Genomic DNA, 12,909 nt, shown 5'->3' on the forward strand with positions numbered 1-12,909 from the left:
TTTTGAGGACGGTACACGGGCCATCAGCATACCTTATTTACAAAAGCCCCTGAACTTCCAAGGCCGTTTTTAACACATTCTGCGCTTTTGCCGTACCCACGCCCTCTTCGCCGTCCTCGATGATGAGCGCAACCACCACGCGCGGATCGTCGGCGGGCGCCATGCCCACGAACCAGCTGTCGTTGCTGTCTTGCTTCTCGGCGGTACCCGTCTTGCCGGCAACGTCGATGCCGTCGATTTGCGCCGCCGTGCCGGTGCCGTTCTCAACGACGCCGAGCAGCACCTGGCGGGTGCGCTCAGCGGTGGTCTTGCTGATGGCCGTCATGAGCTTCGACGGCTGAGCCGAGAAGCTGCGCTCGCCGTTGGCGTTGTTCACGCTGTCAACGATGTAGGGCTGCATGATCACGCCGTCGTTTGCGATGGCGGCGCCCACGAGCGCCATCTCGAGCACGGTGGCCTGCGGGCCCGCCGGGCTTTCGCGGTCGGGGTGGTTGGGATCGCCCACCGGCTCGCCCGCGGCGGCCCACGCCAGCTCCCATGGGCTCTTGGACAGATCCTCGGCGGTGGGCATGAGCGAGGTGAACAGGCCCAGCGAGAAGTCGATGTTCTTGTTGAAGCCGAAGTCCTCGGCGCCGGCCACCAGCTTATCAGCACCCATCTCGACGCCCAGCTGACCGAACACGGTGTTCGACGACAGCGCAGTGGCCTGGGCCAACGTGAGGTTGCCGTAATCGGCCTTGTTGAAGTTCGACACGGTGGCGTTGCCGATTTCCATGGTGCCCGGCGACGAGAACACGGTGTCCTCCTTCGCCACGTCGTCTTCAAGCGCGGTGGCAAGCGTGACCATCTTGAACGTGGAGCCCGGCGCGTACAGCGCGTGGGTGGCGCGGTCGATGAGCGTGGTGTCGTCGGGGTTCGCGTTCGCCTGCTCGATGATCGACTCGAAGTCGGCGGCGTTGTACGTGGGCGATGAGGCCATGCCAAGCACGGCGCCCGTGTCGGGGTCGAGCACCACGCACGCGCCCTTGCGCCCGGCGAGCGCATCCTGCGCTGCCTGCTGAATCTTGGAGTTGAGGGTGAGCGTGACGTCGTTGCCCGCCGTGCCGATGCCGGCAAGCGAGTTCAGCACGTCGGTCCACGAGGCGAAGTTCTCCTGCCCCTTGAGCGTGTCGTTGTACGCGGCTTCGATGCCCGCGTTGCCGAAGCGCGACGACGAGTAGCCCACCACGTGGCTGGCCAGGTCGCCGGCCGGGTACTCGCGCTCGTACGTGCCGTCCTCCTGCTTCACGCTGCGCGCAAGCACGGTGCCGTCGTACGTGGCGATGGTGCCGCGCTCGGTGCGCGCTTCCTTCGCGATGGTGTGGTTGTTGCCCGGCAGGTTCTGGTAGTAGTCGGCCTGCACCACCATGATGAGCGTGAGGTTCGCCACAAGCAGCGCGAACAGCGTGGAGCACAGCAGCATGCTGTGGTTGAGGCGCTTGCCCAGCGACACGCGCCCGAGCACGCTGTTCGCGTGCAGCGACGTGGTGGCGCTGGTCATCTCCGCGCCGACGCCCGTGCCTTCGTCGCCGCAGCGCAGCAGGAAGCCCACGATGATGAAGCTGGCCAAAAGCGACGAGCCGCCCTGGCTGATGAAGGGCAGAGTGAGGCCCGTCAGCGGGATGAGCCGCGTGACGCCGCCGACGATGATGAACGCCTGCAGCACGATCATGGACGTGAGGCCCACGGCGACGAACGAGCTGACGTCGCTCTTCGCGCGCGCCGCCGTCACGAAGCCGCGCACGGCGAAGCACAGGAACAGCAGCAGCACGCCCGCCGCGCCCAGCAGGCCGATTTCCTCGGCGATGGCGGCGAAGATGAAGTCGCTCTCCACGACGGGAATCTGGTCGGCCAGGCCGCGTCCGATGCCCACGCCGAACAGGTCGCCGTCGGCGATGGAGTAGATGGCCTGCGTGAGCTGGTAGCCCGTATCCTGTGCGTCGGCGAAGGGATCGAGCCAGGTGTTCACGCGCACCTGCACGTGGGTGAACGCCATGAACGCGCCCACGGCGCCGATGGCGATGAGGCCGAGGCCGATGACGAGGTAGAACTTCTTGCCCGTGGCCACGTACAGCATGACGAGGAACACGAAGAAGAACACGAGGGCGCTGCCGAGGTCTTTCTCGAACACGACGATGACGAGCGCGATGCCCCACATGAGCAGCAGCGGCAGCAGCGTGCGGACGTCGGGCAGGCGGAAGGGGCCCACGCGCCACGTGAACACCGAGAGCATCTCGCGGTTCTGCGCGAGGTAGCCCGCCAGGAACAGCACGATGACGATCTTCGCGATTTCGCCCGGTTGGAACGAGTAGCTGCCGATGGACAGCCAGATGCGGCTACCGTAAATCTCCTGGCCAAGGCCCGGAACGAGCGGCGAGAGCAGCAGCAGGAAGCCCACGATCATGAGCGTGTACTTGTAGTTGGCTATCTTGTCGAGGTTGCGTATGAACACGAGCACGAGCACCATGCAGGCCACGCCCACGAACAGCCACATCACCTGGCCGACGGCCAGGTCGGGGGCCAGGCTGGTGACGAACGCGATGCCGATGCCCGACAGCGCGAACGAGATGGGCAGCAGCGCAGGGTCCGAGTTTGGCGCGAACTTGCGCACGGCGAGGTGCGCGATGACGAATGCGACGAAGATGGCCGCCGGCACTCCGAGGGTGGTCAGGTTGAGCGCCTGTCCCTGGTTGATGGCGATCATGGCGAACAGCAGCGCCACCACGGGCGCCGCCACCAGCAACAATACGAGTTCTACGTTGCGGCGCGTCATGCGGCACCGCCTTGCGTGTCCTTGTCGTCCCCGTCTTTGGCGTTGTCCTGCGTCTCGCCGCCTTCGGCGGCGTTATCGTTCTTCTGCGCGATCTCGTCCTCGTACTCTTTGACGAGCGCTTCGGCCGCTTCCATGTCGTCGACGCGGATGCCATCGTTCAGGCGGTTCGCCACGCCGGGCTGCAGTTGGTCGACCTCCACGGAGGTGGTTTTTTCCAGGTGCGAGAATGTGAGCCCCAGCACCGAGCCGGGAACGCCCCGGTAGATGGCCACCTTGCCGTTGTCGTTGGCCAGGTACGCCGTGGTGTTCAGGTAGGTTTGCGTGCCCCACACGGCCCCGGCGATGATGGCCGCGAACAGCACGAGCACGAGCGCGATGGACAGCTTCGTTTTGCGCGCCAGCTTCTTGCGGCGCACTTCGGCGTAGCCGGTCACGTCTACCACGATGACGGTGACGTTGTCGTGGCCGCCTGCTGCGATGGCCTCGTTCACCAGCTGCGATGCGCAGCGCTGCGGGTCTTGGATGCGGCGCATGGTGTTCTCGATCTCGTCGTCGAACACCATGCCCGATAGGCCGTCGGAGCAGATGAGCAAGCGGTCGCCCGTTTCGACGTTGATCTCGTAAATGTCGGGGTGCAGGTGCACGTCGCTGCCCAGGGCGCGCGTGATCACCGAGCGCTGCGGGTGCGTGCGCGCTTCTTCGGCCGTGAGCTGCCCGGCTTCGATCATGTCGGCCATGAGGCTGTGGTCGCGGGTGAGCTGCTGAAGCTTTCCTTGGTGCAGCAAGTAGGCGCGCGAGTCTCCCACCTGGGCAATCACCAGACGCTCGCCCTCGAGCATGGCGGCGGTCATGGTGGTGCCCATGCCCTGGCGGCCGCGTCCTTCGTGGGCTGCCTGGATGACGGCGCGGTTTGCGTTCTCCACGGCGCGGCCGAGCTCCGCCCCGTCGGGATGGGCGGGGGCCTGCTCGGACAGCACGCGCACGGCAATCTCGGAAGCCACTTCGCCCGCGGCGTGCCCGCCCATGCCGTCGGCGACGGCGTACAGGGGAGGCGTGACCACGAGGCTGTCCTCGTTGTGGTCACGCAGGCATCCGATGTCGGTGCGACTGCCGAACGAGGTGAGCGCGCCCTTGCGCGTGCGCGGCGTGGATTTGTACGAACGCTCGGCGGCCATTAGGCAAACCTCACGCGGATGGCGACGTCGCCGACGTTCACCACGTCGTTGTTCCTGAGAGCGGTGGGCTCGGTGATGGGCTGTCCGTTCACGCCCGTGCCGTTCGTGGAACCGAGGTCCTCAACGAACAGGTTTTGCCCCATGAGCTGGAAGCGTGCGTGACGGCCGGACACGTAGCCCGCGCCCACGACGATGTCCGCCCCGGGGCTGCGGCCCACGATGACGGGCCCGCGCACCACGATGGACACGCCGCGCAGCTCCTTCGGCCCGCGTTCCACGGAAAGGTTCCACGTGCGCTCTTTCTTGCGCTGGCCGCGCACGAGTCCGATGCCCGTCTTCATGATGGCGAACAAGAACAGGTACAGCAGCGCGACGAACAGGAGGCGTACGATGAGAAGTACGACGTCGATCACGGGTTATCCTTCCGTTTCCGCTCAGGCTTGGGTGAACACGAAGTTCGTCATGCCGATGGTGATGCGGTCACCTTCGGAGAGCGGCTGGGTGGCAACCTCGCGGCCGTTCACCAGGGTGCCGTTCGTCGAACCGAGGTCGGTGATGGTCCAGATGCCCTGCGGCTCGAAGCGCAGCTCGGCGTGCGTGCGCGAGGCGTTCACGTCGTGCACGGCGATGTCGTTCTTCGACTCGCGGCCGATGAGCAGGCGGGCGGAGGCCAGGTCGTACGTGCGGTTGTTCGTGGTGTCCACGAGGCGGGCGCGCACGGCGGCCTGCGCCGGCATGGGCGTGGCGGCCTGCGGACCGCCGGCGAACACGACGGTTTCGGCGGCCATGGGCTGATGCTGCTGCGGTTGCTGCTGGGGACGCGGCTGCGGCTGGCGCATGGCGGCGGCTCCCATGCCCGCACCGGCAGCGGCGCCGACACCGGCTCCTGCCGCAGCGGCGGCGCCGATGGCGAACGGGTCCACGGCCGTCGGGCGCTCGGGCGGCTGCATGCCGTCGCGCTGCTCGTCGAAGTCGCGGCTGTCGAAGGTGTACTCGCCGTAGTCGATGGAGTAGTCCAGCTCGTCCTCCGGCACGTAGGGAAGCTCCTGATGTTGGTCGAGCCCGCCGGCAGGCATGGCGTCGTACTGGTCGTAGGCGCTGTACGCGTCGTACTGCGCGGGGGCGCTCATGGGTGCCGGAGCCGGCGCGGGTGCGGCGTAGCCGTTGTCGTAGCCCTGCTGCGGGTAGCCGCCGTACTGCTGCTGCGGCGCCTGCTGGCGGGGAGCCTGCTGACGCGGCGCGGCATAGCCCTGCGCGGGCGCGCCGTAGCCGCCGGCCGACGGAGCGGCCAGGCCGTAGCGCTGCATTTCCTCGGCGCGCAGCTGCGCGATGATGGGCGCAGCCACCGCCTCGGCGATGATGTCGAACTTGCCGTGCTTCAGGCCGTCGTCCACGATGAAGCGCACGAGCGGCTGGCCGTCCATGACGAGGCCCTGCTCGGACGCCTTCGCGGTGAGGTAGGTTTCGGTTTCGCCGGCCAACGTGGGGTAGTAGCCCATGAGGCGGCGGTCGTCGTCGGGGTTCACGAGCACGGTGTACAGCGTGGGGGCGTACTGCTTGCCCGCGCCCACCATCTTCTCGCGCTTCATCTGCTTCTCGGCCTTCTTCGCTATCTGAACCGGCGAGATGGGAGCGTCGAACATCTTGTCCGCAGCGCCCTCGAACGTGTCTTCCATCCTGCCTTCGAATTTCGAAAGAAAGCCCATTGCATCTCCTTTAACGGCGCGTCGTGGAAGCGGCGGCGGAGCCGAGCTTCGGGTGTGCGCGTGTCGCGTGCGGGCCGGTGCCCGCGCGGTCGCGCGCCCAAACGCAACCAGGTTACTTCGTGTGTCCCTGCATATGACTATGCAATGTTCCATCTTGCCATAAACGCCCCAGGTGCGCCCCATCCTTTACGCAATCGTCATTATTGTGAAGCGAGGGTAACGCACGCGGGGCGGGGCGTGCGGGGATGGCTACTCGGCGGCTTCGGCCGATTCCACAAGGCGCATGAGCTCCTGTTGGCTGTGCACGTTCGTCTTCTTGTAGACGTGACGGATGTGCGTTTTCGCCGTGCCTTCGGAAATGTAGAGCTTCTCCTGGATGTAGGCGGCGTTGTGGCCCTTCGCCAGGAAGAACATGATTTCCGTCTCGCGGCGCGACAGCAGGTACGTGTTGGCAACCGTCTCGCATTTCGCGCGGAAGCGCCCGCCGCCTTTGCGCCCGTCGGCTTCGTCGCGCGATGCGGACGAGCGGGCCACGAGGAGCGGTTCGCGCGCCGCTTCGGGCTGCGAGGCTGTGGTCTCGGACGCGGAAGCGACGTCGTCCGCCACCGGGCGCAGCGGCATGAGGGGCCGTACCTGGTCGTTCAGTTCGGCCGACACGGCTTTCACGAGCGGGCACGGCGCCACGATGGCCTCGATTTCGCGCTCGCGCGGCAGCAGCGCGTAGGCGAACACCATAATAAGGAGCACGATGACGATGACGCCCTGCTCGCCGAAGGGCAGCAGGTGCACCCAGTTCGCCGCCACGATGGGAAACAGCGACCCGGCGAGCCCCGCCAGGGCCAGCATGCCGCGCCCGAGGCCGAACACGTAGATGGGCGACAGGCGGAAGCGCTGCGCCAGTTCGCCGAAGAAGATCCACATGAGCGCCTCGAAGCACAGGTACCCCACCACGAGGAACATGCTGGAGAACGTGCTGTCGCTCATCTCCGACAGCGGCAGGAAGAACAGCGTGACCGCGATGAAGGGGATGAGCGGGCGGAAGTAGCGGCTCCATTTGTCGCCGCCGCCCAGGGCCACGATGGTGACGAGGATGATCACGGTTGCGCATCCCGCGGCCAGCAGCATGAGGATTTGGTCGGCCACGTTCGATGCGGGCACGATGTACTGGATGGACGTTTGCCGCAGCGTGCCCAGCGCCACTCCGAACACGAACACGGGCAGGGCGAACCGCAGGAAGAACTTCGTGTGGTTCACGGGCAGCGGCTTGAAGATGGGCACCTCGTTGCGCTCGGAGTAGGGCTGCGGCGTTTTGTTCCACAGGATGGCCAGCTCGAGCAGGGGAATGATTGCGGTGAGGATGCCGGCGATGGGGAAGGGACCGTAGTGCAGGGCGACGGCGTACACGCCGATGCCGATGGAGATGGCGATGGATGAGTTGAGCACGATGGAGGCGCTGTCGCACCGTGCGAACGCCGTGCCCCAAAACAGGATGAGAATGGCGGAACCGATGCCCGTCACCACGCCCGAAACCGCCTCGAGCGGCGGCGCGTTGAGCGGGGCCGGCGCCAGCAGCAGGAGCGTGCCCGCGCACATGAGCAGCGAGCCCGTCACGAGCGTCTTCTTCGAGATGTAGGTGTGCAGCAGCCGTTGATCGGTGATGCCGGCGAACAGCAGGCACAGGCCGAACACCACGATGGATATGAGGAACGGAAGCGAGGCGTGGCTGCCGTACATGCCGGTGATGTAGGTCTGCGTGCCGAAGATGGAGGACGTGCCGAACATCGCGGCGTACACCCATGCCTGGTGCAGGCCGTAGCCGACGGACAGCAGGCTGAGGTCGCCGAACGCGGCATCGTCGCCGAAGTCGGCGTTTATGGTGATGCGAGGAACCCTGACTCCCATGTTGTAGCTCCCCTCTGGCGTCTTCCCCTGGTTCTATGATACCGGCTGAACTGCGCGTTTGCCAGCGGAAACGTACGGGGACTGGAGGGAGGGGCGGCCGGTTGACCTGCATATATGACGGGGGAGATAAAAATAATCCTCTGCGGATGATGCGATGTAGGAGGCGGATGATGCGCGAGGGGCTCGGCTGGTCGTCCGAGCCCCTCGCGCGCGGCAGCTTACGACACCGTGAATACCACGTTGTCGTAGCGCTCGAGGGGCGTGTCGGCGCCCTCGGTGCCGCTTGCGTCGTGCGTGGTGTGCGTGCCCGGCTTCTGCGCGTCGGCATGGTAGACCGTGCAGGTCCATTCCGTGCCGGACAGCGTTTCGTCCTGGCATACGGCTGCCGTGCTGCCTTCGGGCACGATGAGCAGCCCGGTGCGCACCCCTTCGCCCGCCGCGGTCGCATCGACGGTGTACGTCACCTCGATCACGCCCTTGCTGTTGGACGCGGCCGATGCTTCGCCCTGCACGTGATACTGCGCGTAGGCGGGCAACGCGATGGTAGCGGCGCACAGGCAACCAAGAACCACGACGGCAAGCGCCTTCTTGCCTCGTACGTTGGCCATAAGAACCTCCTTGCTGCGGAGGCCCCGCTCTTCGCAACGCACTGCGAGTATAGGCGGTTGCAACACGCCTCGTCAAGGCGAAGAACATCCTATTGAACTGGTGAAATACCGATTCAATCCCCTGCGTATGATACGTGCGCGCCCGCCGCGCGCAAAGTACCCCGCGGGGGATGATGGCGCGCCACGCGCGCTTCCTATAATAGAGAGAGCGAAGAGAGAACAGGAGGAATGCCATGCTTGCATCAACGAAGCTGTTCGTTGCCGACGGCATCGACGATGACGAGTTCGACCCCTTGGCGGTGGACGACCTCGACATCAATCAGGAGGACATGGACGAGGACAACCCCTTGGACACCGTGGACTTTCCCACCATGCGCAACATGCCGCAGAGCATGCGGCGCGAGGCGGTGTACACGCCGGAGCGGCAGGGAGGGGCCGAGCAGGCGGTGCGTGCGCTGCTCGATCACAACCCGGCGCGGCGACCCGTATTGCTGGCGCTCGTCGCGTGGTGTCGCGAGGGCTGCTTGTCGAGCGAGCTGTCGGCGCGCGTCGATCGTGCGCAGGAGCACAACCGGTCGGTGTACGCGCCCATGACGCTGTGTCGCATGCTCGAGCGCGCGGGAGCGCTCGAGGTGGAGATGCCGGCGGTGGCCGACGAGCGCGAGGACGTGGCCGAAGGGGTCGCGTATCTGGAAATCAAGGAGCGCGTCGACCCGGTGTGGCGCGCGACGCCGGCGGGATTGACGGTGTACGAAGAGCTTTCACAGGGCGCGGCGTTTCGGGATATCGTGCTCGACCGCGATCGCGTCTACCTGGACGTGTATCGCGCCGTGATGGAAGCGGTGGATGAGGCGCCCCGCACGAAAGCCGCCATCGAGGAGCTGGTGGACACGTTCGACATCGTGCAGAACCCGCGACGGTTCGGCGGGCACTTCATTGACATGCTGGAGCGCACCGACGCGCTGGAGTGGAACGATCATGCGTGGCGCCTGACCGAACTGGGCCGGGCCATGCTGCCGGTGGTGCAAGCTGCGAGCAAGGAGGAATGCCATGTCTGAGGAATCGATCGATCTGCGGGAGCTCATGGACAAGCGCGCCCGCACGTACGGCATGCTGGCGCGTCTGTTTCGCGAAGAAGTCGACCGCGAGACGCTGGCCGAGCTGCAAGGCATGCGCTTCCCCGCTTCAACCGGCAACGCGACGGTGGACGAGGGGTATCACCTGCTGTATGCCTACCTGAAAGCCGCCTGGGACGACAGCATCACCGAACTGGCTGTCGATTTCGTGCGCACGTTCATCGGACACGGGGTGAACGGCTACTCGGCCGCGTATCCGTTCGAGAGCGTGTACACGAGCGAGCGCCGGCTCATGATGCAGGAAGCGCGCGCGGAGGTGCTGCAAACACTGCGCGAGAACAACCTCAAGCGCGGCGCATGGACGGAGGGCGAAGATCATGTGGCGCTGGAATTCGAGTTCATGCAGCGCATGAGCCTGCGCGCGAGCGCGTCGTTCGACGCGGGCGACGAGGATGCTGCGGTGGAGTGCCTGCGCACGCAGCGCACGTTCTTGCAGGAACATCTGCTGAACTGGCTGCCCCTGCTGGTAGGCGACATGCGCCTGTTCGCCCGCACGATGTTCTATCAGGGGCTGGCGCAACTGGCCATCGGCTTTGCGGAGGAGGACGACGCGCTGCTGACCGAGCTGCTTGACAGCGTGGACGTTGCAGCTTGATGCGCGGGGTTTCGGATGGAGAAAGGGCCCTCGGTTTGCGACCGAGGGCCCTTTTCCGTCAGTTCAGGCCGTGGGCGGCGAGCAGGGTTTGACCGCCGGTGGTGGCGGGGCAGGCGTTGCCGGCTTCCGCAAGGAAGACGGTGGGCTGCACGAGGGCGATGCGCTCGCCCTGTTCGGCGCGCACGCGGGTCACCTGCATCTTGGTGCGCTCGGCAACCTCGAGGGGCGCCTTCGTGAAGTACGAGATCACCAGTCGTTTCTCTGCCTTTGCGATGCCGCTGGCGAAGCTGCGGCGCTCGCTGCTCATGACGCGCTCGCGCGCTTCCTCGGTGCTGATCACCTCGAAGGCGTCGCGCCGCGGGATGAAGCCGTTGACGGCGGCAACGACGAAGAGATTGTCGTAGGCGGTGCCGGCGAGCGTGGCGAAGGTGGCGATGCGCAGGGTGTGCGCGTCGTCGGGGAAAGCGGGGTGGAACTCCTGCGCGCGCACGAGGGCGAACAACTGCGCTGCGGACTCGTCGCCGGCCATCGCCCGCGCGATGTCCTCGAAGGCGGGCAGGCCCTCGGCACCGATGGCGGACAGCAGGTTGAAGCCCGTGCGCCCCTCGTTGCGCTCGATGAACGCGCGGCCCTCGAGGAAGCACTCGCGCAGCACCGCGGCGCGCAGGAAGGGCTCGTCGTCGCGCTCGGCGATCGCGAACAGCGCGTCGTACAGGCTTTGCCCCGCTTCGTCGGCAAAGGCGAGCAGCGCATTCCAAGCATCGCTGTTGGTGAGATAGTTGTCGAAGCCGCACCAGGTACGCCAGGCGACGAGATCGCGGGGGTCGGCAAGCAGGTTGAGCTTCGTGTAGGCCTCGAGCTCTCGCGCACGTGACCGCTCGCGCGGGTCGCCGCCGATGCCGCCCTGCGCGCCCGCGGCGGATACGGCGAAGCCGCGTTGCCGAAGCGCCTGCTCGAGCAGCACCGCCCATCGCTTGGTGGGCACGACGACGCAGGTGCGCTGCTCGGGCGCGGCATCGTCCTCGTCGAGCAGCACGCGCAGGAGCTTCGTGATGCCGTTGACCTCCTCTTCGGGCGTACTCCACTTGACCACCATGGTGTCGTCGGACGCGAGCGCGTTCGCCACAGGATGGTCGAAGGGTTTGGCAAGCTCGAACACCGCCACCTCGCGTCGCTCGGCTTCGAACTGCGTGAATCCCGCAACGTGGGGGTGGGCCGCTTGTGTGACCTGGGCTTGCTCCTCGTTGCCGGCCACGATAAGCTGCTCGGTTGCCAGCAGGCACAGGCAGGTTTGCTCGGCGCGGCTGAGGTTTTGGAAGTCGTCGCACAGCACGTAGGCGAACCCGACGCCGCGCTCCGCTCGCCGCGCCTCGCGAAGATAGGCGGCGCAGAGCGCGGGCGCCTCCTGCGCGAGCATGGCGCAACGCGACGACACGACGCGCTCGAGGTGGGCGCGCACCGCCTCTTCCTCGCCGTCGAGATGCCAGTCGCTGAGCGGCAGCCCCTCGTCCATGCAGGCGAAGAAGCGTTCGAGCAGGGCGCGCAGGCGGCGGACGGGCGTGCCGAGCGTCTTCATGTCCTCAAGCACGATGCGGTACTCGGCCGCCGTGAGCAGCCGGGGGATGCGGTCGGTTGCGGCGCGGGCATCGGGCGCGTCGAGCACGTCCGCGCAGACGTCGAGCGTGGTGGTCACACACACGGCGTTCGCCGCGTCGCCACGCTCGTCGCCGAGCGCTGCGTGCAGCCGCTGTCGAAACGCCTGCGCAGCGAACCCGCTCGTCACCTCCACCAGCACCGAATGCGGGTCGGTGCCCGCGCGCAGTAGGTGGGCGCAGCGCTTGACGAGCGCTTCCGTTTTGCCGCTGCGGGCCGGGCCGTGCACCTTCGCGATGCGCCCCTCGTACGAGGCGATGGCGTCAATCATGCGAGCCTCCTCTCAGTCGACGAACGCGGCGCGGGCGGAATCGAACACGCGGGCGCTGCCATCGTCGTATTCCACCAGCCAGAGACGGTAGTCCACGGCGAAGGCCGGTTCGTCGAGCGCGAAGGGGTCGTCGGCCCCGTCCTCACCCGCCGCCGTGCCCGCGTCCACGTCTTCGCCGTCCTCCTCGCCCTCAAGCTCGGGGCTCCCCAGGAACAGGCGCTCCGCCTCGGCCGCAGCCGCCTCCCGCGCCGCCTGCCGCTCGGCGGCCTGCTGCGCACGCGCGGCTTCCGCGGCCTCAACCCGCGCGGCCGCTGCTGCTTGTCCTGCAACCTGCTGCTCCTCGTACGCTGCGGGCGTCGGCATGAGCACGCGCCGCACGCCCTCGCCCAGCGTCCCGGCATTGCGGGCGTCGCGCAACGCGCTCAGCAGCGCGGCGCATGCCGGGTCGATGCCGCTTGCGGTGTCGAGGTGCAGGCCGGCAACCAGTTCGCCATCCTGCAACTCGATTTCGATCCAATCGAAGAACAGCTCGGTGGCGTGCAGGTCGCGCTGCCGGCGGTTGAACACCAGCATGTTGTTGCCCACTTTGTGAAACTCGTTTGCGAACCAGCGCTCCAGCACGTCGTTCCACAGGCGGTCGGCCTCGTCGCCGGCATGCAGATAGGGGCGGCCTCCCATTTTCACCAGAAAGCGCGCGATGTTCTCGGGCGCCCCCTCGCTCGCCGGATGCGTGCGCACGAGCGCCGATCCCACGTGGGCGTAGCAGCGGCTGATTTCCAGGCGCAGCTCTTCGCTGTCGAGCCTCTCGTCGATATCCAGGATCAGCGTCAAAGACGGACGCGGTTGTGCCATGGGTTCCTCCTTCAGATCGGGTTCGTGCGGGCCTCTTCGCTCTGCATTCGAGTATAGAACGGCCCTTCCGAGCAAAATAATCCTTTGAGGATGATTCATCGCCGATTAAGCATCCACCCCTTATGATTTGGCCTTTTGCCGCGTTTCTACACTGGGAAAGCAGCGGGAGGGCCGCGCCGACGCGACCGAAACCGCATCT

Annotated in this window: 10 protein-coding genes; 2 read left to right on the forward strand and 8 right to left on the reverse strand. The window is 66.4% G+C overall.

Translation table 11 applies throughout. The features are described 5' to 3' along the window. Window positions 1-37: 37 nt before the first annotated feature. From C1876_RS11515 to C1876_RS11540, 6 genes are all read right to left on the reverse strand, one after another. Window positions 38-2,812, reverse strand: coding sequence for an FtsW/RodA/SpoVE family cell cycle protein (locus C1876_RS11515; RefSeq protein ID WP_114546877.1), 2,775 nt, complete (start codon window positions 2,810-2,812; stop codon window positions 38-40). After that, window positions 2,809-3,987: a Stp1/IreP family PP2C-type Ser/Thr phosphatase gene (locus C1876_RS11520; RefSeq protein WP_114546878.1), complete on the reverse strand. Its 1,179-nt coding sequence runs from the start codon at window positions 3,985-3,987 to the stop codon at window positions 2,809-2,811. Before C1876_RS11520 ends, C1876_RS11515 begins: the two co-directional genes overlap by 4 nt. Further along, a complete protein-coding gene (locus tag C1876_RS11525; protein WP_101720958.1) occupies window positions 3,987-4,400 on the reverse strand; it encodes an FHA domain-containing protein in 414 nt (137 codons plus the stop codon). The genes C1876_RS11520 and C1876_RS11525 overlap by 1 nt, the downstream gene beginning before the upstream one ends. A gap of 21 nt (window positions 4,401-4,421) precedes the next feature. Next, the gene (locus C1876_RS11530; protein ID WP_114546879.1) at window positions 4,422-5,693 is read right to left on the reverse strand and encodes an FHA domain-containing protein; all 1,272 of its coding nucleotides are present in this window, start codon (window positions 5,691-5,693) and stop codon (window positions 4,422-4,424) included. 249 nt (window positions 5,694-5,942) lie between these two features. Then, entirely contained in the window at window positions 5,943-7,595 is a 1,653-nt protein-coding gene (locus C1876_RS11535) for a LuxR family transcriptional regulator (RefSeq protein WP_114546880.1), read from the reverse strand. A 218-nt stretch (window positions 7,596-7,813) separates the two neighbouring features. After that, on the reverse strand, window positions 7,814-8,203 hold the full coding sequence (locus C1876_RS11540) for a hypothetical protein (protein ID WP_114546881.1): 390 nt from the start codon (window positions 8,201-8,203) through the stop codon (window positions 7,814-7,816). A gap of 233 nt (window positions 8,204-8,436) precedes the next feature. On the opposite strand from C1876_RS11540, the gene C1876_RS11545 reads away from it, so the two are divergent. Together C1876_RS11545 and C1876_RS11550 are read left to right on the forward strand one after the other, a co-directional pair. Further along, window positions 8,437-9,261, forward strand: coding sequence for a hypothetical protein (locus C1876_RS11545; protein ID WP_114546882.1), 825 nt, complete (start codon window positions 8,437-8,439; stop codon window positions 9,259-9,261). Then, window positions 9,254-9,934, forward strand: a complete 681-nt coding sequence (locus tag C1876_RS11550) for a TorD/DmsD family molecular chaperone (protein ID WP_114546883.1) — start codon at window positions 9,254-9,256, stop codon at window positions 9,932-9,934. The genes C1876_RS11545 and C1876_RS11550 overlap by 8 nt, the downstream gene beginning before the upstream one ends. A gap of 58 nt (window positions 9,935-9,992) precedes the next feature. Here the strand turns inward: C1876_RS11550 and C1876_RS11555 are convergent, their stop codons facing one another. After that, entirely contained in the window at window positions 9,993-11,858 is a 1,866-nt protein-coding gene (locus C1876_RS11555) for a UvrD-helicase domain-containing protein (RefSeq protein WP_114546884.1), read from the reverse strand. Window positions 11,859-11,870: 12 nt separating this feature from the next. Continuing rightward, complete coding sequence (locus C1876_RS11560) at window positions 11,871-12,710, reverse strand: hypothetical protein (RefSeq protein ID WP_114546885.1); 840 nt, start codon at window positions 12,708-12,710, stop codon at window positions 11,871-11,873. Between the last annotated feature and the right edge of the window lie 199 nt (window positions 12,711-12,909).

This window comes from Eggerthella sinensis (assembly GCF_003339815.1).
GTDB lineage: Bacteria > Actinomycetota > Coriobacteriia > Coriobacteriales > Eggerthellaceae > Eggerthella > Eggerthella sinensis.